Annotated in this window: 22 protein-coding genes; 4 read left to right on the plus strand and 18 right to left on the minus strand. The window is 65.2% G+C overall.

Translation table 11 applies throughout. The features are described 5' to 3' along the window. Positions 1-3: 3 nt before the first annotated feature. From pilW to ndk, 3 genes are read right to left on the minus strand one after another with little or no spacing between them, the layout of a single operon-like run. Positions 4-774 (minus strand): type IV pilus biogenesis/stability protein PilW, encoded by a 771-nt coding sequence (gene pilW / locus PQU96_RS08755; RefSeq protein WP_272771930.1) that lies wholly within the window; start codon positions 772-774, stop codon positions 4-6. Then, positions 741-1,835 carry a dual-specificity RNA methyltransferase RlmN gene (gene rlmN / locus PQU96_RS08760; RefSeq protein ID WP_272771932.1) on the minus strand — a complete coding sequence of 365 codons (1,095 nt, stop codon included), beginning with the start codon at positions 1,833-1,835 and terminating at the stop codon, positions 741-743. Before rlmN ends, pilW begins: the two co-directional genes overlap by 34 nt. Before the next feature lie 48 nt (positions 1,836-1,883). After that, entirely contained in the window at positions 1,884-2,309 is a 426-nt protein-coding gene (gene ndk, locus PQU96_RS08765; RefSeq protein ID WP_047966118.1) for a nucleoside-diphosphate kinase, read from the minus strand. A gap of 135 nt (positions 2,310-2,444) precedes the next feature. Here ndk and PQU96_RS08770 point away from each other — a divergent pair, with 135 nt between their 5' ends. Beyond that, positions 2,445-3,266 (plus strand): SPOR domain-containing protein, encoded by an 822-nt coding sequence (locus PQU96_RS08770; RefSeq protein WP_272771933.1) that lies wholly within the window; start codon positions 2,445-2,447, stop codon positions 3,264-3,266. Positions 3,267-3,341: 75 nt separating this feature from the next. Here the strand turns inward: PQU96_RS08770 and zapE are convergent, their stop codons facing one another. From zapE to cmk, 12 genes are all read right to left on the minus strand, one after another. After that, on the minus strand, positions 3,342-4,499 hold the full coding sequence (gene zapE / locus PQU96_RS08775) for a cell division protein ZapE (protein WP_272771935.1): 1,158 nt from the start codon (positions 4,497-4,499) through the stop codon (positions 3,342-3,344). A gap of 46 nt (positions 4,500-4,545) precedes the next feature. Then, on the minus strand, positions 4,546-5,442 hold the full coding sequence (cysM, locus tag PQU96_RS08780; protein WP_272771936.1) for a cysteine synthase CysM: 897 nt from the start codon (positions 5,440-5,442) through the stop codon (positions 4,546-4,548). Positions 5,443-5,685: 243 nt separating this feature from the next. Next, positions 5,686-6,687, minus strand: a complete 1,002-nt coding sequence (rfaD, locus tag PQU96_RS08785) for an ADP-glyceromanno-heptose 6-epimerase (protein ID WP_272771937.1) — start codon at positions 6,685-6,687, stop codon at positions 5,686-5,688. Positions 6,688-6,705: 18 nt separating this feature from the next. Beyond that, positions 6,706-7,287, minus strand: a complete 582-nt coding sequence (locus PQU96_RS08790) for a DUF924 family protein (protein ID WP_272771938.1) — start codon at positions 7,285-7,287, stop codon at positions 6,706-6,708. Between the two features lie 17 nt (positions 7,288-7,304). Continuing rightward, on the minus strand, positions 7,305-8,267 hold the full coding sequence (rfaE1, locus tag PQU96_RS08795; RefSeq protein ID WP_272771939.1) for a D-glycero-beta-D-manno-heptose-7-phosphate kinase: 963 nt from the start codon (positions 8,265-8,267) through the stop codon (positions 7,305-7,307). 7 nt (positions 8,268-8,274) lie between these two features. Continuing rightward, positions 8,275-9,594, minus strand: a complete 1,320-nt coding sequence (locus PQU96_RS08800) for a UDP-glucose dehydrogenase family protein (protein WP_272771940.1) — start codon at positions 9,592-9,594, stop codon at positions 8,275-8,277. After that, entirely contained in the window at positions 9,591-10,337 is a 747-nt protein-coding gene (gene pyrF, locus PQU96_RS08805) for an orotidine-5'-phosphate decarboxylase (RefSeq protein WP_272771941.1), read from the minus strand. The genes PQU96_RS08800 and pyrF overlap by 4 nt, the downstream gene beginning before the upstream one ends. 26 nt (positions 10,338-10,363) lie before the next feature. After that, a complete protein-coding gene (gene lapB, locus PQU96_RS08810) occupies positions 10,364-11,527 on the minus strand; it encodes a lipopolysaccharide assembly protein LapB (protein WP_272771942.1) in 1,164 nt (387 codons plus the stop codon). 44 nt (positions 11,528-11,571) lie between these two features. Beyond that, a complete protein-coding gene (locus tag PQU96_RS08815) occupies positions 11,572-11,865 on the minus strand; it encodes a LapA family protein (protein ID WP_272771943.1) in 294 nt (97 codons plus the stop codon). 126 nt (positions 11,866-11,991) lie between these two features. Continuing rightward, positions 11,992-12,288: an integration host factor subunit beta gene (locus PQU96_RS08820; protein ID WP_272772119.1), complete on the minus strand. Its 297-nt coding sequence runs from the start codon at positions 12,286-12,288 to the stop codon at positions 11,992-11,994. A gap of 9 nt (positions 12,289-12,297) precedes the next feature. Continuing rightward, entirely contained in the window at positions 12,298-13,998 is a 1,701-nt protein-coding gene (rpsA, locus tag PQU96_RS08825) for a 30S ribosomal protein S1 (RefSeq protein WP_272771944.1), read from the minus strand. Positions 13,999-14,105: 107 nt separating this feature from the next. Next, a complete protein-coding gene (gene cmk / locus PQU96_RS08830; RefSeq protein WP_272772120.1) occupies positions 14,106-14,759 on the minus strand; it encodes a (d)CMP kinase in 654 nt (217 codons plus the stop codon). 194 nt (positions 14,760-14,953) lie between these two features. On the opposite strand from cmk, the gene aroA reads away from it, so the two are divergent. Both aroA and PQU96_RS08840 read left to right on the plus strand, forming a co-directional pair. Further along, positions 14,954-16,246, plus strand: a complete 1,293-nt coding sequence (aroA, locus tag PQU96_RS08835; protein WP_272771945.1) for a 3-phosphoshikimate 1-carboxyvinyltransferase — start codon at positions 14,954-14,956, stop codon at positions 16,244-16,246. Between the two features lie 121 nt (positions 16,247-16,367). Further along, positions 16,368-16,787: a pyrophosphohydrolase domain-containing protein gene (locus tag PQU96_RS08840; RefSeq protein ID WP_272771946.1), complete on the plus strand. Its 420-nt coding sequence runs from the start codon at positions 16,368-16,370 to the stop codon at positions 16,785-16,787. Positions 16,788-16,884: 97 nt separating this feature from the next. Here the strand turns inward: PQU96_RS08840 and PQU96_RS08845 are convergent, their stop codons facing one another. After that, complete coding sequence (locus PQU96_RS08845) at positions 16,885-17,358, minus strand: YaiI/YqxD family protein (RefSeq protein ID WP_272771947.1); 474 nt, start codon at positions 17,356-17,358, stop codon at positions 16,885-16,887. Continuing rightward, a complete protein-coding gene (locus PQU96_RS08850) occupies positions 17,355-18,248 on the minus strand; it encodes a prephenate dehydrogenase (protein ID WP_272771948.1) in 894 nt (297 codons plus the stop codon). The genes PQU96_RS08845 and PQU96_RS08850 overlap by 4 nt, the downstream gene beginning before the upstream one ends. Before the next feature lie 71 nt (positions 18,249-18,319). Here PQU96_RS08850 and PQU96_RS08855 point away from each other — a divergent pair, with 71 nt between their 5' ends. Further along, positions 18,320-18,592, plus strand: coding sequence for a DUF4936 family protein (locus tag PQU96_RS08855; RefSeq protein ID WP_272771949.1), 273 nt, complete (start codon positions 18,320-18,322; stop codon positions 18,590-18,592). A 61-nt stretch (positions 18,593-18,653) separates the two neighbouring features. Here the strand turns inward: PQU96_RS08855 and PQU96_RS08860 are convergent, their stop codons facing one another. Then, positions 18,654-21,008, minus strand: coding sequence for a heavy metal translocating P-type ATPase (locus tag PQU96_RS08860; protein ID WP_272771950.1), 2,355 nt, complete (start codon positions 21,006-21,008; stop codon positions 18,654-18,656). Positions 21,009-21,049: the final 41 nt, after the last annotated feature.

Here is a 21,049-nt window from a genome sequence, read left to right on the forward strand (position 1 = left end):
TTTTCAGTTTCCGCTAAGCAACATCTGGGCTTCCCCGGTATCGGGAAAACGCGTTTTCAGATAATCGGCCAGGCGCGTCTCCATCGCCTGATCCTGTTTCAAACGTGCCAGACGAATGCCCATCATCAATTCCGCCGGCGACATGCGACGCTCGTCAAATTTCAGGCGTTCGTAATAAAAGGTCGCCAGCGTGACATTTTTATCCAACAAAGACAAGTTCAGCAGCTCGCGCAATGCGGACGGGTCATTCGGCGCGCGGCGCAGCGCGGCCAGCAGCCACTGGTTGGCCAGCGGGCGCTGGTCCATGCGCACCAGGCAGGCCGCCTTGTTCACCATCGCCGATTGCGGCGACTGGTACAGCGGATCGGCCAGCGCGCGATCGAAGCGCGCGATCGCCTCTTCGTAACGGCCGCGGCTGCACAGATACCAGCCGAAATTATTGTTGACCTCGGGGTTGGCCGCATCCAGCTTCAGCGCGCGGTTGAAGGCGGCCTCCGCCTCGGCATCGACCCCCAGCTGCATGTAGATCAGGGCGCGGGCGAGGTAGCCGGCCTGAAAGGTAGGATCAAACTTGATGGACTGATCGGCATTTTCCAGCGCCACGCGCATGTTGCCGATCTTCATGTACTCGATTGCCAACAGGGCCCGTGTCTGTGCCAGCTCGCGCGGGGTGGCGCCGTCGGCGAATGTCAGCGTACTGGCCAGCAGGGCGGCCAACAGGACGACGACACGGGCTGGCTTCATTGGTCTTTTTCCTCGGCAATGCGTATCCACTTTTCCTGGCGCCGGGTCTTGTCCTGCACCTGGCCGGCCAGCTGGCCGCAGGCGGCGTCGATATCGTCGCCACGCGTCTTGCGCACGGTGACGATGAAGCCGGCTTCCTGCAGGATTTCGCGGAAATTGCGGATCGCGTTGTTGCTGGAACGCTCGTAGCCGGAATTCGGGAACGGGTTGAACGGAATCAGGTTGAACTTGCACGGCACGTCGCGCACCAGCGCGATCAGCTCCCGCGCATGTTCCGGTCTGTCGTTGACCCCGTCAAGCATCACATACTCGAAGGTGATGAAGTCGCGCGGCGCCTTCACCAGATAGCGCTGGCAGGCCGCCATCAGCTCTTTCAGCGGGTACTTCTTGTTCAACGGCACGATCTCGTCGCGGATGCGGTCGTTGGACGCGTGCAGGCTCACCGCCAGCGCCACCGGACACGCCTCTTTCAGACGATCCATCTGCGGCACCATGCCGGAGGTGGACACCGTCACGCGGCGGCGGCTCAGGCCGTAACCGTGGTCGTCGAGCATGATCTGCAGCGCCGACACCACGTTGTCGAAGTTGGCCAGCGGCTCACCCATGCCCATCATCACCACATTGGAGACGACGCGCTCGTTCTTCGGGGTCACCCCCATGGCCTTGTTCGCCCACCACAGCTGGCCGATGATCTCGGCGGTGCTGAGGTTGCGGTTGAAGCCCTGGCGGCCGGTGGAGCAGAAGGTGCACTCCAGCGCACAGCCGACCTGAGATGATATGCACAAGGTGCCGCGGTCATCCTCGGGGATGAACACGGTTTCGACGCCGTTGCCGGTGCCGACGTCCAGCAGCCACTTGCGGGTACCATCTTCCGATTCCTGCGACACCATCAGGTCCGGCACACCGACAATGGCCGTGTCGTGCAGCTTGGCACGCAGGCTCTTGGCGATATCGGTCATGGCGTCGAAGTCGGCTTCGCCCATCTGGTGCATCCAGCGCATGATCTGCTTGGCGCGGAACGGCTTTTCGCCCATCGCGGCAAAGTGGTCGGTGAGCTGGGGAAGGTTGAAGTCGAGCAGGTTGGTCTTCATGTCAATCTCTGGAAATGGCGGCCGCCACAGGCAGCCGCCGGGTACAACTTAGCGTGCGCAGATCTCGGTAGCGGCGAAGAAGTAGGCTACTTCGATCGCGGCGTTTTCGAGGCTGTCGGAGCCGTGAACGGCGTTGGCGTCGATGGAATCAGCGAAATCGGCGCGGATGGTACCGGCTTCGGCTTTCTTCGGATCGGTCGCACCCATCAGTTCGCGGTTTTTCAGGACGGCGTTTTCGCCTTCCAGCGCCTGGATCATCACCGGACCGGAGATCATGAAGCTCACCAGGTCGTTGAAGAAAGGACGCTCTTTGTGCACGGCGTAGAAGCCTTCGGCTTCGGCGCGGGACAGTTGCTTCAGCTTGGCGGCCACGACTTTCAGGCCGGCGGACTCGAAGCGGTCGTAGATCTTGCCGATAACGTTCTTGGCGACTGCGTCCGGTTTGATGATGGACAGCGTACGTTCGATTGCCATATAAATTCTCCCTGTTTACAAGCGAAATGGTTACACTTGCCAAGCTGTTTTCAAGCTTGACGGGTTACCCAATTTTGAGGAACCCGGTATTTTACCAGTGTTCACCAGCGTTTGCTGCACAGAATGTAAACCGAGATGAATCCAACGCCACAACAGCGCCCCCCCGACGGCGACGGCGGGCTGTCGCCCCAGATCAAGAAACGGATTGCGATTGCCAGTGGCCTAGTTCTGATCGCGCTGGCGGCGATTCCCATCATCGACAGTTTCAATACGCCGGCAACCCCGCCGACCCCGGCCAGCACCCCGATCAGCTCCGGCCGCATCATCCAGAAAGACAGCAGCGACAGCGCCTCGCTGAGCCTCAGCGCCATCGACAGCAGCGCACCGCTGGAGGCCAGTGCCCCCAGCGCCAGTGCGCCGGCCGGCCATTCGCCGCTGGCACCGGCACCCGGCAGCCCGGCAGGTGTCACCACTCTCACCCCGCCGCAGATCCAGACGCCACAGCTCGAAACGCAGCAAGCGCGCCCGCCGGCCATCGCCGCCAATACGGCACCGCCAGCCGGGAACGGCAAGAGCGTCACCAGCGTCGCACCGCGCAGCGAGCCACCACGCCGTGACAGCGCCGTGCCGGCCCCGGCCATCACGGCGACACCGGCTCCCGCACCCGCCATCCGCGTGCCACTGGCCGAAAAACCGGCCACGGCGCCACGCCTGACTGCACCCGGCATCGCGCCGCAAGGCAGCTCTTTCGGCTACCAGGTGCAACTGGGCCTGTTCTCCAGTCCGGACAATGCCGAACGGCTGGTCAGCGACCTGAAAAAACACGGCATTACCGCGCGCACCGAAACCCGCGTCCAGCTCGGGCCGTTCCGCACCCGCGCCGAGGCGGAAGAGTCGATGCAGCGCCTGCGCACCCTGGGCTACCAGCCGCTGCTGATTCCGGCCGGCCAGCGCTAAACACCGTCCCGCAACGCAAAAAGGTTGGCCGCAATATTGCGGCCAACCTTTTTCATATCCGGAGCCAGATACGGCTCAGGTCTCGGTAATACCGTCGGCGATCCTGAAGTCGCCCACCAGGTGCGGCAGCTCCAGATAAGTGCGCGACTGCATCTCGGTCAGGCGGCTGGCGGTGCGGAAAAACTCGCTGGCCTGCGGCCCCTCGGTATAGATCAGCTCCGGCGCCACCGCACTGGACGCCACCAGCTTGACGCGATGATCGTAAAACACGTCCACCAGCCAGGTGAAGCGCCGCGCCATCGACGCGTCACGCACCGCCAGCTGCGGAATGCCGGACACGAACACGGTGTGGTACTCGCTGGCGATCTCCAGATAGTCGGTCTGCGCGCGCGGGCCGTCGCAGATGGCGCGGAAATCGAACCAGATCACCCCCGGCGCGTGACGCTTGAGCGGGATGTCGCGCCCCAGCACCGTCAGCGAATGTTCCAGCTCGCCGGAGGCGCCGGCCAGACGCTCGAACATGTCCTGCATCTTCGCTTCGGCGTCGGCATCGGCCGGCACATAGAACAACGGCTCGCGCGTCAACTCGCGCAGGCGGTAGTCGTTGCCGCCGTCGACATTCAATACCTCCAGATGCTGCTGCAGCAGCGCGATGGTGGGCAGGAAGTTGCTGCGCATCAGGCCGTTCGGATACAGGTTTTCCGGGGGGTAGTTAGAGGTCATCACGCAGATGATGCCCTGCTCGAACAGGGCGGCGAACAGGCGGCCGAGGATCATCGCGTCGGCGATGTCGCTGACGTGAAACTCGTCGAAACACAGCAGGCGCACGTCGCGGGCGATGCGCGCCGCCACCGTTTTCAGCGGGTCAGCCTCGTTCGATACCGTGCGCAGCTGCTTGTGGATTTCCGCCATGAAGTGGTGGAAGTGCACGCGGCGCTTGCGCTGGTAGGGCACGCAGCCGAAGAAGGCGTCCATCAGGAAGCTCTTGCCGCGGCCGACGCCGCCCCAGAAATACAGGCCGCGCGGCACTTCCGGCTTGCGCAGGCTGCGACCGAGGAAGCGGTTGCGCTTGTCCTTGAACTCCACCAGCGTCTGCCACAGTTCGTCCAGCCGCTCGATGGCGGCGGCCTGAGCCGCGTCGTGGATAAAACCCGGCTGCTGGCTGGCCGCCTGGTACCAGGTCTTGGGGCTCATCGAGCCGTCGCTCGGCGGCGAAAAAACGTGTTGGGACATAATCGCTTCGGTTCGGGGTTGGCCGCAGCGTGCGGCCAACGTTGACTCAGGAAAACAGGCCGGTGGACAGGTAGCGGTCGCCGCGGTCGCAAACGATGGACACGATCACCGCGTTCTCCAGCTGCTCGTTCAGGCGCAGCGCCACCGCCAGCGCGCCGCCGGACGACGGACCGGCCAGGATGCCTTCCTCGCGCGCCAGCCGGCGGGCGGTGTCTTCCGCCGTCTGCTGGTCGACCAGCAGCAGCTCGTCGATGCGCGTGAAGTCGCAGATTTTGGGCAGGTATTCGTCTTCCCACTTGCGGATGCCGGGGATCTGGCTGCCGGGCTGCGGCTGCACGCCGATGATCTGGATGGCAGGATTCTGCTGTTTCAGGTAGGCGCTGGTGCCCATGATGGTGCCGGTGGTGCCCATGCTGGACACGAAGTGGGTGACCGTGCCGGCGGTATCGCGCCAGATCTCCGGACCGGTGCCCTCTATATGCGCCAGCGGGTTATCGGGATTACCGAACTGGTCGAGGATGCGACCAACCCCGGCGGCCTCCAGCCGGCGCGCCTCGTCGATGGCGCCGGGCATCGACGCCGCCTTCGGCGTCAGGATCACCTCGGCGCCGTAGGCGCGCATGGTGTCGATGCGTTCCTGGCTGGAGTTCTCCGGCATCACCAGGATCATCTTGTAGCCCATCATGGTTGCGGCCATCGACAGCGCGATGCCGGTGTTGCCGCTGGTCGGCTCGATCAGTGTGTCGCCAGGCTTGATCTCGCCGCGCGCCTCGGCGTGGCGAATCATCGACAGCGCCGGCCTGTCCTTCACCGAGCCGGCCGGGTTGTTGCCCTCCAGCTTGACCAGCACCACGTTGCTGCTGTTGCCCGGCAGGCGCTTGAGGCGCACCAGCGGGGTGTTACCGACGAAATCTTCGAGATGTTTGAATACGGGCAGGGTCATTGGTGTCTCCTAGTGCGCCGCATTATACCGGCTTGCATCCCGCTGTCGCCGCCCCGCGGCCAGACCCGCCGCCGCATGGCAAAACAAATCCATCAAAATCAACAACTTGACAGCACAACGGCCTTTGGAATTTTGCATGCCTTGGATATAACCGGATGTCGCAGCCGCCACTCGGCCACGCCCCACGAGGCAAAGACAAAGCCCCGTCCGGGGACGGGGCTTGCGGATGGCAAGGCGCGGGACTCAGCCCTGGCGCGCGATCAGCCAGTCCACGTAACGGTCGACGCCCTGCTCCACGGTCAGCATCGGCGCGTCGTAGCCTGCTTCGCGCAGCTTGCCGATATCGGCACGGGTGAAGCTCTGGTACTTGCCCTTCAGCGCGTCTGGGAAGTCGATGTACTCCAGGATTCCCTGCTCGACCAGTTCGGCCAGCGTCAGCGCAGGCAGCCCTTCGTGACGGCGGCAGGCGTTGACGGTGGCGACCGCCACGTCGTTGAACGGCTGTGCACGGCCGGAGCCGAGGTTGAAGATACCGGACTGGTCCGGGTTGTCGAGGAAGTACAGGTTCACCTTGACCACGTCCTCCACCGACACGAAGTCACGGCTCTGGGTGCCGTCGGCGTAGCCATCGTAGCCGCCGAACAGCTTGACCTTGCCGGTTTCGCGGTACTGGTTGAAGTTATGGAAGGCCACCGAGGCCATGCGGCCCTTGTGCTGCTCCTGCGGGCCGTAAACGTTGAAGTAGCGGAAGCCGGCCACCTGCGCGGTCAGGCCTTCCTTCATGCGGCGACGAAGCACCTGGTCGAACAGGAACTTGGAGTAGCCGTAGACGTTGAGCGGGCCTTCGTGCTGGCGCTCTTCCTTGAACACGCTGCCCTTGCCGTAGGTGGCGGCGCTGGACGCGTACAGGAAGGGGATTTCCTCGGCCTGGCAGAATTCGAACAGCTCCAGCGTGTACTGGTAGTTGTTCTCCATCATGTACTTGCCGTCGTGGTTCATGGTGTCCGAGCAGGCGCCCTGATGCAGGATGGCGCGGATCTCGCCGTCGAAGTCGCCGCTGCCGATCAGGCTGATGAAGTCCTGCTTGTCCAGGTAGTCGCTGATCTCGCAATCCACCAGGTTGACGAACTTGTCGCCACGGGTGAGGTTGTCGACGGCGATGATGTCGGTTTCGCCGCGGGCGTTGAGCGCCTTGACGATGTTGGAGCCGATAAAGCCGGCAGCGCCGGTCACCACGATGGTCATAGCATTTCCTTTAGGAAGTCAGAACGAGCTGCCCGGCTGGGCCAGAAACTGCAGCTCGTCCGCGGTAGAGGGGCGTCCCAGCGCGGCATTGCGGTGGGGAAAACGGCCAAAGCGGGCGATGATGACCCGATGCTTTTCGGCGTAGTCGATGACACCGGCGCGTTCCGGGCTGTCCGGCGGCAGGCTCTCGAAGCGGCGGACGGATTCGTCCTGGTCGGCCAGCGCTTCACTGTGCTCCAGCGGCAGGTAGAAGAACCAGCGCGCCACCGGCAGCAGTTGTTGCTCCAGGCCGCTGGCCAGCGCCGCCTTCGCCACCGTCCGCGCCGCCGCATCCAGCGCAAACGCCTGCGCCTCACCGCGGAACAGGTTGCGCGAGAACTGGTCGGCCACGATCAGCCACGCCAGCACCGCGTGCGCATCGGTCGGGTCCGGCAGCAACTCGCCGGCGGCGACGCGCTGCCATAGCGGCAGGAAACGCTGGCGGATGGCGTCGTCGAAGGCGGCATCCTTGCGGAACCAGGCGCTGCGGCTCGTGCCCAGCTGCGCCGCGTCCGTGCCGTCAAACCAGAACCGTACTACCTGCGTCGCCCAGTCCGTCATCGCCGCCTCGCTTCACATTACAGTGCAAACAGTTCGCGCTGGTGACACACCGCGGTGCCCAGCTTGGCCACCACGATACCGGCGGCGGCATTGGCCAGGCGCATCGCCAGCGGCAGCTCCAGACCTGCAGCCAACATCAGGCCCAGGGTGCCGATCACGGTATCGCCGGCACCGGACACGTCGTACACCTCCTGCGCCAGCGTCGGCTCGTGCACCGCGCCACCGGCACGGTACAGCGTCATGCCCTCCTCGCTGCGCGTCACCAGCAAGGCGTCGAGATTCAGCTCGCCACGCAAGGCTTCGGCCTTGGCGCTGAGCTGCGCCTCGTTCTGCCAGCTGCCGGCGACCTGCTTGAATTCGCTGCGGTTGGGCGTCAGCAGCGTGGCGCCGGCGTACTTGCTGTAGTCGTCGCCTTTCGGGTCGATCAGCACCGGCTTGCCGGCCGCCCGCGCCAGTTCGATCATGCGCGCGACGTGGGTCAGGCCGCCCTTGCCGTAGTCGGACAGGATCACCACATCGTGTGCGGCGACGATGGCGGCGTACTCATCCAGCTTGTCGGCCAGGATCTCGTGGCTGGGTGCGTCCTCGAAATCGAGGCGGATCAGCTGCTGCTGACGCGCCACGACGCGCAGTTTCACAGTGGTGGCAATGTCCGGGTCGCGTTTGAGCGAGGCGCGGATGCCGTCGGCGGCCAGCAGCCGCTCCAGCGCGGTCGCGGCCTCGTCGTCGCCGACCACAGACAGGATGGTGGCCTGACCGCCGAGGCTGGCGATATTGCGCGCCACGTTGGCCGCGCCGCCGGCACGTTCTTCCATGCGGCTGATCTTGGCCACCGGTACCGGCGCCTCCGGCGAAATACGGCTCACATCGCCGAACCAGTAGCGGTCCAGCATCACGTCGCCGACCACCAGCACCTTGGCTGTGGCCAGCTGTGCGGCCAACGTTGCGGGCACGAGGCCCAGCTTGTTCAACAGGTTCATGCTCACCTCAACGGCCGATGGCGTGGTATTCGAAGCCTTGCGCGCGCAGCCAGGCCGGATCGTACATATTGCGGCCGTCGAAAATCAGCGGCTGCAGCAGCAGGCGTTTCAGTTCGCCAAAGTCCGGGCTGCGGAATGCCTTCCACTCGGTGGCGATCAGCAGCGCATCGGCGCCGTCCAGCGGGCTCATCATGTCGTCGGCAAAGGCGAAACCGGCGATGCCGGCCATGGTGCGCGACGCCTCGTGCATCGCCACCGGATCGAAGGCCAGCACCTGTGCGCCACGACGGGTCAGCTCGTCGACGATCACCCGGCTCGGCGCCTCGCGCATGTCGTCGGTGTTGGGCTTGAACGCGAGCCCCCACAGCGCGAAGCGGCGGCCTGTCAGATCGGCGCCGAACTTGGCGACCACCTTTTCCACCAGCCGCAGCTTCTGCGCGTCGTTGGCCGCTTCCACCGCGGTCAGCACGCGCATCGCGTGGCCGTTGTCACGGCCGGTGGCCACCAGCGCCTTCACGTCTTTCGGGAAGCACGAGCCGCCGTAGCCGGTACCCGGATACAGGAAGTGGTAGCCGATGCGCGGATCGGAGCCGATCCCCTTGCGCACCAGCTCGATGTCGGCACCCAGCGTTTCCGCGAGGTTGGCCAGCTCGTTCATGAACGAGATGCGGGTCGCCAGCATCGCGTTGGCCGCGTACTTGGTCAGCTCGGCGGAGCGCACGTCCATGAACAGGATGCGCTCGTGGCTGCGCTGGAACGGTGCGTACAGGCGGCGCATCATGTCGATGGCACGCTCGTCCCCGGCGCCGACCACGATGCGGTCCGGCTTCATGAAGTCCTCGATCGCGGCGCCCTCTTTCAGGAATTCCGGATTGGACACCACGCTGTAGTCGAGGCTGACGCCGCGTGCGGCCAACGTTGCCGCGATCGCGGCGTTGACCTTGTCGGCGGTGCCGACCGGCACCGTCGACTTGTCGACGATGACCTTGTAGCCATCCATGTGCTGGCCGATATTGCGCGCGGCGGCCAGCACGTACTGCAGGTCGGCGGAGCCGTCCTCGTCCGGCGGCGTGCCGACGGCGATGAACTGGATGTCGCCGAACGCGACCGACTCGGCCACGTCGGTGGTAAAGCTGAGGCGACCGGCAGCGACGTTGCGCTTGACCATCTCCTCCAGCCCCGGTTCGTAGATCGGGATGCCGCCAGCCTGCAGCATGGCGATCTTGGCCGGATCCACGTCCAGGCACAGTACGTGGTTGCCCACTTCGGCGAGGCAGGTGCCGGTGACCAGGCCGACATAACCCGATCCGATTACGGTGATTTTCATGCTTTTGTCGCCAGATAGGATTGAATGTCGGCATTGATTGCCGTCAGCGCGGCCAGCGGATCGGCGGCCTGGGTGATCGGACGGCCGATCACCAGGTAGTCGGCGCCGGCCTGCAGCGCGGCCACCGGCGTCATCACCCGGCGCTGGTCGTCGGCGACGCTGTCGGCAAGACGGATGCCCGGCGTCACCAGCTTGAAGTCCTGGCCCAGTTCGGCTTTCAGCAGCGACGCTTCCTGCGCCGAGCACACCACGCCGTCCAGACCGCTGTCGCGCGTCAGGCGCGCGAGGCGCAGCACCTGCTCCTGCGGCGATGCGGTGATGCCGATCTCGGCCAGGTCGCTGGCCTCCATGCTGGTCAAGACCGTGACCGCGATCAGCAGCGGGCGCTGGCTGTACTGTGCCAGTGCCTCGGCGGCGGCGGTCATCATGCGGCGACCGCCGGAGGCGTGCACGTTGACCATCCACACCCCGGCCTCGGCCGCCATCTTGCAGGCGTGCGCCACGGTATTGGGGATGTCGTGGAATTTCAGGTCCAGGAATACCTGGAAGCCGCGCGCCTGCAACTGCTCCAGCAGCTGCGGGCCAGCGGCGGTAAACAGCTCCTTGCCGACTTTCAGCCGGCACTGCAACGGGTCAAGACGGGAGGCAAAGGCCAGCGCGGCATCGGCGGTGGCAAAATCCAGTGCCACCAGCACCGGCGAGGTAACGTTGGCCGCAAGGCCGGGCGCCATCAAGGGATTCATGTTGTTCCAGTCTTCAATGCTTGAAATCAATGGGTTTCCGAGCGGTTGGGGGTGAAGCTCTCCCACTCGCCGCAGGCCGGGCAGTGCCAGAAGAAGGCCCGCGAGCGGAAATTGCAGCGTTTGCAGCGGTGCACGGTCAGGCGCTGCGCGTGCTTCATGATCAGCGCGCGCGCCACTTCCGCGTCCATGCGCCCTTCCGGACTCAGCTCGTCCATCTGCGCTTCCACCAGGCGGTAGACGCCCAGCAAGTTCGGCCGCGCATGAACCGCCTCGCGCACCGCCTCCAAGGCCTTGGCCTCACCTTCGTAGGTGGCCACCTTCTGGTACAGCAGATCGGTCAGCTCCAGCTGCGAAAAGGTGCGCTGGTAGCCACGCAACAGCGCAATGCCTTCTGCGGCCTTGCCCAGCGACTCGTAGGCGTCGAACAGGCGCTCGGCGACCATCGCCAGGTACTCGTAGTTCTGCTTCTCGACCGCCTGCCACGCGGCGATGGCGGCTTCCGGCTGGCCGGTGGCGACCTCGATGTCACCGAGCAAAATGCTGGCGCGCACGCACTTGCGGTTGGCCGCAAACGCTTCCTGCACGTAGCGGCGTGCCTTGTCGTAGTCGGACTGGTAGAGCGCACCCTGCGCCAGTTCGCAGAAAAACTGCGCCACTTCGTGCTGGAAAGAGTGGGCGTCGCTGCGCAGCTCGCGCGCGGTGGCGACCGCCTTCTCCCAGTCGCGGTCCTGCTGGTAGATGCTCAGCAGCTGTTCGCGCGCGGCGCGGCCCATGGTCTGGCTGGGCAGCAGCTTGACCAGGATTTCCTCGGCGCGATCGACCAGCCCGGCCTTGTGAAAGTCCTGCGACAGCTCGAAGCGCACCAGTGCCTTTTGCTCGTTGCTGAGGTCGGGCAGCTCCAGCACCTGCTGGTGCAGGCGGATGGCACGGTCGTTCTCGCCGCGGCGGCGGTACAGCTTGCCCAGACTCAGCTGCACTTCCAGCGCGTGCGGATGGGCGCGCGCCACTTCGGCCAGCGAGCGGGCGGCGACGTCGGTCTTGTCATCGACCAGCGCGTCCAGCCCCTTGTAAAAACCGGCCGGCACTTCGCGCGCCTGTTTCAGTACGGCGCGCATGTCGACGCGCGCGGCCAGCCAGCCCAGACCGAAAAACGCCGGGAACAGCAACAGCCACCACAGATCAATATCCAAAATCCAACCTCGGTACGGGAATGCCGGCAAACGGCAGATGCAAATCAGTCAGCCAGCGCGTCGCTCGGGTCCTTGGTGACCCGGCTGCTGGCTTGTCTGGAGCGCAATTCCTTCTTGAGCTGCGACAGCTCGCGACGGACACGCAGGGAATAGGTAAAGGTGGCCAGCATCGCGATCAGCACGCCGGCGACAAAAAACACCAGCAACAGCAGGATCAGCGGCGCATTCCAGCTGTGTCCAAAAAACAGCTTGAACTCGACGATGGCACTGTTCTGCACGGTTACCGCCACCAGCAGCACCAGCAACAGCAGCTCCAGCAAGCGAACGAGGTAACGCATAACGACTCCGGCCTGGGCAAAAATTATGGCAAGTTTAAACGAAAGCGTGCGCCCCCCCAAGCCGGAAGCGGAATAAAAAAACGCTGCGGTAAACCGCAGCGTTTTGCAGACAGGCACATCGGAAGCTTACTCGGAAGCCCCCTGGGTCAGATCCACGCGTTCGCGCAGCTCCTTGCCTGCCTTGAAGTGAGGCACGTATTTCTCAGGAACGACAACGCTGGAGCCGGACTTGGGGTTGCGGCCAACCCGCGGCGGACGGTAGTTCAGATCGAAGCTACCGAAGCCGCGAATCTCGATTCGCTGCCCTTTTGCCAGGCTGCCGGCCATCGCATCCAGAATGGTTTTGACGGCCAGCTCAGCATCTTTGGCGACCAACTGAGGATAACGCTCGGCAAGCCTCGCAATAAGCTCAGATTTGGTCATATCCATCACTTATTCGTTGCCGCCGGACAGTTTAGCCTTGAGCAGGGCGCCCAGGCTGGTAGTACCGGCAGACACGTTCGCGCTGGCATCAGCAGAGATCGCGCCCAGAGCGGCTTTCTCTTCCTGCATGTCTTTCGCCTTGATCGACAGGCTGATGGAGCGGGCCTTGCGGTCAACAGCGATGATCACGGTTTCAACTTCGTCACCCTCTTTAACGTGGGTGCGGATGTCTTCAACGCGGTCACGCGACACTTCGGAAGCACGCAGGTAACCTTCAACGTCGTTATCCAGCTGGATCACGGCGCCTTTGGCGTCAGCAGACTTCACCACGCCCTTAACCAGCGCGCCCTTGTCGTTCATGGCAACGTAGTTGTTGAACGGATCGCCTTCCAGCTGCTTGATGCCGAGGGAGATGCGCTCTTTCTCAACGTCGATGGACATAACCACGGCTTCAACTTCGTCGCCCTTCTTGAAGCGGCGAACGGCTTCTTCGCCGGTCTCGTTCCAGGACAGGTCGGACAGGTGAACCAGGCCGTCGATGCCGCCTGGCAGACCAACGAACACGCCGAAGTCGGTGATCGACTTGATGGCGCCCTTGATCTTGTCACCCTTCTTGAAGTCGTCAGCGAAGGCGTTCCATGGGTTGGCCTGGCACTGCTTCATGCCCAGGCTGATACGACGACGGTCTTCGTCGATCTCGAGGATCATGACTTCAACTTCGTCGCCCACCTGAACTACCTTGGATGGGTGTACGTTCTTGTTGGTCCAGTCCATTTCGGACACGTGAACCAGACCTTCGATACCCTGTTCGATTTCGACAAAGCCACCGTAGTCGGTCAGGTTGGTTACCTTGCCGAACAGGCGGGTGCCGGCAGGGTAACGGCGGGACAGGCCCACCCACGGATCTTCGCCCAGCTGCTTGAGACCCAGCGAAACGCGGTTCTTGTCTTGGTCGAACTTGAGAACCTTGGCTTCCACTTCGTCACCAACGGCCAGAACTTCGGACGGGTGCTTCACACGGCGCCATGCCAGGTCGGTGATATGCAGCAGACCATCGATACCGCCCAGGTCAACGAACGCACCGTAGTCGGTGATGTTCTTGACGATACCTTTAACCACCAGGCCTTCACGCAGGGTTTCCAGCAGTGCCTTGCGCTCTTCGCCCAGGGTTTCTTCCAGAACCGCACGACGCGAAACAACCACGTTGTTGCGCTTGCGATCCAGCTTGATAACCTTGAACTCAACTTCCTTACCTTCGTAAGGAGTGGTGTCTTTCACCGGACGTACATCTACCAGCGAACCCGGCAGGAAGGCGCGGATGCCGTTAACCATAACGGTCAGACCACCCTTGACTTTACCGCTGATCACGCCAGACAGGATCTTGCCAGCTTCCAGAGCCTCTTCCAGGTCAATCCACGCAGCCAGACGCTTGGCTTTTTCGCGGGACAGCTTGGTTTCGCCAAAGCCGTTTTCCAGGGAGTCGATGGCAACAGTGACGAAATCGCCAATTGCTACTTCAACCTGGCCATTGTCACCCTTGAATTCTTCAACAGGGATCAGGGACTCGGACTTCAGACCGGCGTTAACGGTAACGAAGTTGGAGTCGATGGACACGACTTCAGCAGTGATTACTTCACCGGCGCGCATTTCTTGCAGAGCCAGGCTCTCTTCAAACAGGGCGGCGAAGCTATCCATTACGAGGTTAGTCATCAGATTTACTCTTGTTGCATGCCTTGCGTCACGCGGGGTTAGGTTTGAGGGCTGCCGGTGCAAGGAAACCGAAGCAGCGTGCTACAAAAATGAACAACCGGGCGCCTTTATCGTTCGCGAAACCACTGCAGCACCTGATTGACCGCCTGGTCAATGGTCAGGGCGGAGGTATCCAGCAAACGGGCATCCGGTTCTTGTCTCAACGGGGCAACGCTCCGTGCCGCGTCGCGCGCGTCACGATCACAAATATCCTGCTGAATCTGAAGGAGATTAGCAGATTCCCCTTTTGCGATCAACTGCTTATAGCGCCGCGCGGCACGTTCCTCGGCGCTGGCGGTCAGGAAAACCTTGAGCTCGGCGCGCGGGAACACCACCGAGCCCATGTCTCGGCCGTCGGCCACCAGTCCCGGTGTCTGCTGATAGGCACGCTGGCGCTCAAGCAGCGCGGCACGCACGCTGGGCAGCGCGGCGATGCGGGAGGCGCCCATGCCGATATCCTCGGCGCGGATCGCGGCGCTGACGTCGTGGCCATCCAGCCACACCTTGTCGTCGTGGAAGGCCGCCGGCAGCTGTGCGGCCAACCTGGCGACCTGGTTTTCGTCCTCCCAGCTCACCCCCTCGCGCAGCGCGTACAGCGCGGCCAGGCGGTACAGCGCGCCGGAATCGAGATAATGGAAACCCAGTTCGCGGGCAACGAGCGCCGCCACGGTGCCCTTGCCGGACGCGGACGGGCCATCGATGGTAATAACGGATCGGAGCATGGGCATGACAGAAAAGCCTGACTGAAAAACCGGTTATTGTAACGCAGCCGCCGCCACAGCGGATGTTTGCGCGGCAATGCACAATAACGGTACAGTCGGTACAGAGATCATCCGATGCCGGCGCGCCCCGCGCGCGACCGGCGCAGACCGCGGCCCCTACCGCCCCCCGAACAGAATCAACGAACAAGAGCACCATGGAACAACTGACGCTGCACCCGATTCCCCGCCTCGCCGGCACGGTAAAACTGCCCGGCTCCAAAAGCATCTCCAACCGCACCCTGCTGCTGGCCGCGCTGGCCGACGGCCCGACCCTGGTGCGCGAGCTGCTGGATTCCGACGACATCCGCCGCATGCTGGAAGCGCTGGCCACGCTGGGCGTGAGCGTCCAGCAGCAAGGCAACAGCCGCGACTTCCTGGTGCACGGCACCGGCGGCATGTTTGCGGTCAAGGAAGCCGACCTGTTCCTCGGCAACGCCGGCACCGCCTTCCGCCCGCTGACCGCAGCGCTGGCGCTGATGCAGGGCCACTACCACCTGCACGGCGTGGCGCGCATGCACGAGCGCCCGATCGGCGACCTGGTCGATGCGCTGCGCGTGGCCGGAGCCGATATCGCCTACCTCGGCAACGACGGCTACCCGCCGCTGCAGATCAAGCCGGCCGGCGTCAACAGCGGCAAGGTCATTCCGGTGAAGGGCAACGTCTCCAGCCAGTTCCTCACCGCGCTCTTGATGGCACTGCCGCTGACCGGCGAGGCAGTCACCATCGAGGTGGTCGGCGAGCTGATCTCCAAGCCCTATATCGAGATCACCCTCAACCTGATGGCGCGCTTCGGTGTGCCGGTGCAGCGTGACGGCTGGCAGCGCTTCAGCATCGCCGGCGGCCAGCGCTACCGCTCGCCGGGCGAGATCCACGTCGAGGGCGATGCCTCCAGCGCCTCCTACTTCCTGGCGGCCGGCGCGCTGGCCGGTGGCCCGGTACGGGTGGAAGGGGTTGGCCTCAGCAGCATCCAGGGCGACGTGAAATTCGCCGACGCGCTGGCGCTGATGGGGGCCGAGATCAGCATCGGCGACAACTGGATCGAGGCGCGCGCGCCGGCCGGCGGCCTGCAGGCGATCGACGTCGACCTCAACCACATTCCGGACGCGGCGATGACCATCGCGGTGGCGGCGCTGGCCGCCAACGGCACCACCACCATCCGCAACGTGGAAAGCTGGCGCGTGAAGGAAACCGACCGCCTGGCGGCGATGGCCACCGAACTGCGCAAGGTTGGCGCCACGGTGGTGGAGACGCAGGACAGCATCAGCGTCACCCCGCCGGCAACGCTGACGCCCAATGCCGAGATCGACACCTACGACGACCACCGCATGGCGATGTGCTTCTCGCTGGTAGCGCTGCTGGGCACGCCGGTGGTGATCAACGACCCCAAGTGCGTAGCCAAGACCTTCCCGGACTACTTCGAGGTGCTGGGCAAGCTGACGGCCAACTGATCGCCCCCCCCCCTGCCCCGACAAGGCCGCTGCCATGCAGCGGCTTTTTTCATGCCATCGACTTGCCAGCCGCCACGCAAGAACACAAAATATTGCGTTTCAAAACCACATCAAACACAAGATGAGCAATCCATTCGCTCTGCGCCGCGATTTCATGCAGCGCTTCGACATGAACCTCCCCGCCCAGCCGCAGTATCACGCCGAAGCGCTGAGCATGTGGCAAACCATGTTGCAGGAGGAATGGCAGGAATTCATGACCGCGCTGCAGGACTACCGACAGCTGCCGCAGGCGGACGCAGCCGGGCAGACGCGGCTACGCGCCGAGCTGGCGGCCGAGGGCGTCGACGTGTTGAACGTGCTGATCGGCCTGCTGCTGTCGCAAGGCCTGCCGCTGGAAGAGATGTTCGCGGCCATCCATGCGGCCAACCTCGCCAAGTGCGTGGACGGCAAGGTCGTGCGCCGTGAAGACGGCAAGATACTGAAACCGGAAGGCTGGCAGCCGGCGGATAAGGAGGGGGTGATTCGCGCCAGTGGCGGTTAAGCGCCGCCAGTAACACCCCTGTGTGTTGCACCGTCTTGGCTCAGATGCGCTACGAGGCCTTGCTGCCGGCACGCTCCTCGGCTCAATGGCCGATGCCTTAGCGCCTTGCGGCCAACCTGTGCAGCAGCTTGTCCAGCTGCGCGGCGAAGTTGGCGCGGTCGCGCTGGCTGAATGCTGCCGGGCCGCCGGTTTGCACGCCACTGTCGCGCAGCTCAGTCATGAAGTTGCGCAGCGCCAGCGCCTCGCGGATGGTGGCGTCGCTGTACAGCTCGCCGCGCGGGTTCAGCGCCAGCGCGCCCTTGGCCACCACCTGCGCCGCCAGCGGAATATCCGCCGTCACCACGATATCACCCGGCTGCGCCTGCTGCGCGATGTGGTTGTCGGCCACATCGAAACCGGCCGGCACCTGCAGCGCACGGATGTGCGGCGATGGCGGCACGCGCAAGAGCTGGTTGGCGACCAGCACGGTGCGGGTGGCGGTGCGCTCGGCAGCGCGGAACAGGATGTCCTTGATCACCGCCGGACAGGCGTCGGCGTCGACCCAGATGGTGGTGGCGTGCGGCGCGCTCATGCATTGCCCCGCAGGAATTTCTGGTGCCAGCCGTGGCGCGCCTCGCGGGCGCGCTCGAAACGCGCGGTCAGTGCCGCCGCGTCGCCGCTGGCCAGCTCGGCGCGCAGGCTGTCCAGCGCCGCGCGGTAACCGTCCAGCTCCGCCAGCAGCGCGTCGCGGTTGGCCAGCGCGATGTCGCGCCACATTTCCGGATGGCTGCCGGCGATGCGGGTGAAGTCGCGAAAACCGGTGGCGGCGAAATCGAAACAGCGCTCGCCGTCCGGCTTGCCGACGATCATGTCGACGTAGGCGAAAGCCAGCAGGTGCGGCAGGTGGCTGACGGTGGCAAACACCGCGTCGTGCTCGGCGGCACTCATCTCGTAGACGCGTGCGCCGCAGGCCTGCCACAGCTCGCGCACCAGTCCGGCGGCCGCCGGCGCCGTTTCCGGCAGCGGCGTGACCACGATGCGGCGGTTGTCGTACAGGCCGTACTGCGCGGCGGCGGCGCCGGACAGGTCGGAGCCGGCAATCGGGTGCGCCGGCACGCACTGCGCCAGCTGGGCAGACAGATGCTCGCGCATCAGCGCCACCACGTCGCTCTTGGTGCTGCCGCCGTCGGTGACCACGCAGTGCGCCGGCAGCTGCGGCGCGATCTCGGCGAACACGCGCGCCATCTGGCCCACCGGCGTCGCCACCAGCACGATGTCGGCGTGGCGCACCGCGTCGACGGCACTGTGGCTGGCCTCGTCGATCACGCCCAGCTCGACGGCGCGCGCAAGGTTGGCCGCAGAGCGCCCGACCCCGATCACGCGGCCAACCTTGCCGGCACGCTTCAGCGCCAGCGCGAACGAGCCACCGATCAGGCCGACGCCGATCACCACCAGGGTCAACTTGCCCTCACCCGCCTGCATGCTACCGTCCCGTTCTGTCGCTATCGAAGCGGCTATCATAACCTTATTTTTGCAGTGCAAAAGGAGTAAACATGGCCGCCGCGCTTTACGTCTACTACCGCGTGCAGGACAACATTCTGCCAATCCGGCAACAGATAGCGTCGCTAATGGCAGAAATAGAAAAAACAACCGGCATCAAGGGCAGATTATTGCAACGCCGCGATGATGCGCAGACCTGGATGGAAGTGTACGAGCCGGTGGCCGACGCCGACGCGCTGCAGCAGGTGCTGCAAGACGCGCTGGCGACGCGGCCGCTGCTGGCGGCGCTGGCGCGGCACGAGGAGTGGTTCGTGCCGCTGGGCTGAGGAGAAGAACGCAGCCGGATCGCGGGCCGCGCACAAGGTTGGCCGCAACACCCACTACCAGCTAGCGCCAGCGGCGCAGCAGCAGCGAATTGCTGACCACCGACACCGAGCTTAACGCCATCGCCGCGCCGGCGATCACCGGATTGAGCAGGCCCAGCGCCGCCAGCGGCAGGCCGAGCACGTTGTAGACGAAGGCGAAGAACAGGTTCTGGCGGATCTTGCCCAGCGTGGCGCGCGACAGGCGGATGGCGTCGACCAGGTGCAGCAGGTCGCCGGCCATCAGCGTCACGTCGGCGGTGTCGATGGCGACATCGGAGCCGGCGCCCATGGCGAAGCTGACGTTGGCCGCGGCCAGCGCCGGCGCGTCGTTGACGCCGTCGCCGACCATCGCCACCACCTGCCCCTGTTCTTGCCACGTTTTGACCAGCGCCGCCTTGTCCTCCGGCCGCAGCGCGGCGTGCACCTCGGCGATGCCGGCCTGCGCGGCGATGTGCCCGGCACTGGCCGGCTTGTCGCCGGTCAGCATCACCACGCGGATGCCCTGCGCCTGCAGCGCGCTCACCGCCTGCGCCGAGCTGGCGCGCAGCTGGTCGGCCAGCGCGATCAGCCCCAGCGCCACGCCGTCGCGGCTGACCGCCAGCACCGTCTTGCCCTGCGCGTACCACGGCTGCGCCGCCGCCGGCACGCTGCCCAGCGCCCAGTCCGGCACCCCGACCCGCAGCGTGCTGCCGGCCAGCGTGACGCTGACCCCTTGGCCGACGTGCGCCCGGAAGTCGCTCACCGCCGGCAGGGACAGGCCGCGGGCGCCGGCGGCGGCCACCACCGCACGCCCCAGTGGATGCTCGGAGCCGGTCTCGGCAGCGGCGGCCAGCGCCAGCAGGCCATTCTCGTCCACCTCCGTCAGCGGCAGCAGGTCGCTGACTTGCGGCTTGCCTTCGGTGAGGGTGCCGGTCTTGTCCACTACCAGCAGTTGGATCCCCGCCGCGTGCTCCAGCGCCGCGGCATTGCGGAACAGCACGCCGCGGCGCGCGCCGTTGCCCATGCCCACCATCACCGCGGTCGGCGTCGCCAGCCCCAGCGCGCAGGGGCAGGCGATCACCAGCACCGCCACCGCGTGGATCAGCGCCTGTTGCCAGTCACCGGTCAGCAGCCCGGTGGCGGCGAAGGTCAACGCGGCGATGACCACCACCACCGGCACGAACACCCCGGAGATGCGGTCGGCCAGCTGCTGGATCGGCGCCTTGCTGCCCTGCGCCTCGGCCACGCGGCGCACGATGGCGGCCAGCTGGGTACGCTTGCCGACCGCGGTGGCGCTCACCTTCAGCATGCCGCCCTGGTTGTGGGTGCCGGCGTAGACGCTGTCACCCGCGCGGCGCTCCACCGGCAGGCTTTCGCCGGTGAGCAGGCTCTCGTCCAGCACCGCCGCGCCGTCGATCACGGTGCCGTCCACCGCCACCCGTTCGCCGTGCTGCACCAGCACCACGTCGCCGGCCTGCAGCGCCGACAGCGGCTTCTCCAGCACCACGCCGTCCTGCTCGACGCGGGCGGTTTTCGGCGTCAGCGCCAGCAGGCTGCGGATGGCGCCGGCGGTGCGGCCCTTGGCGCGCGCCTCCAGCAGCTTGCCCAGCAACACCAGCGTGATCACCGCCGCGCTGGCCTCGAAATAGACGTGCTGCTGCGACCAGCCGGCCACCGTCACCCACGCCGACCACAGCCACGCCATGCCGGTGCCCAGCGCCACCAGCACGTCCATATTGGCGCCGCCGCCGCGCAGCGCGTGCCAGGCGCCGCGGTAGAAGCGCCAGCCGACCAGCCACTGCACCGGCGTGGCCAGCAGCAGCTGCCAGTCGCGCGGCAGATAGCCGTGATGGCGGCCCAGCAGCATCGGCACCATTTCCAGCAGCAGCGGCAGGGTCAGCGCCGCCGACAGCCAGAACCAGCGCAGCTCCTGCCGGTAGCGCGCGGCGGCGCGCTCTTCGCGGCCGTCCTCGCCCTGTTCCTCGGCGATGCGGGCGCCGTAGCCGGCCTGGCTCACCACCGCCAGCAGCTGCGTGCTGTCGGGTGCGCCCGGCGCCAGCTGCAGCCGCGCCGTTTCGCTGGCAAAATTGACCGTCGCGCTGACCCCCGGCTGGCGGTTGAGCACCTTCTCGATGCGCGCGGCGCAGGCGGCGCAGGTCATGCCCTCGATCTCCAGCTGCAGCGTTTGCGGCGGCACGCTGAAGCCGGCCTGCTCGATCGCCGCCACCAGCTGCCCGACATTGCGCTGCTGCGGGTCGTAGCTGATCTGCGCGCTTTCGCTGGCAAAGCTGACGCTGGCGCTGACCCCCGGCTGGCGTGACAGCACTTTCTCGATGCGCAGCGCGCAGGCGGCGCAGGTCATGCCCTCGACAGGCAGGGTGATGCGGGTAGCAGACATGGCACGGCTCCGGAGATGATCGGTACTTGCTCCATACTATA

Source organism: Vogesella margarita, assembly GCF_028548475.1.
Taxonomy (GTDB): domain Bacteria; phylum Pseudomonadota; class Gammaproteobacteria; order Burkholderiales; family Chromobacteriaceae; genus Vogesella; species Vogesella margarita.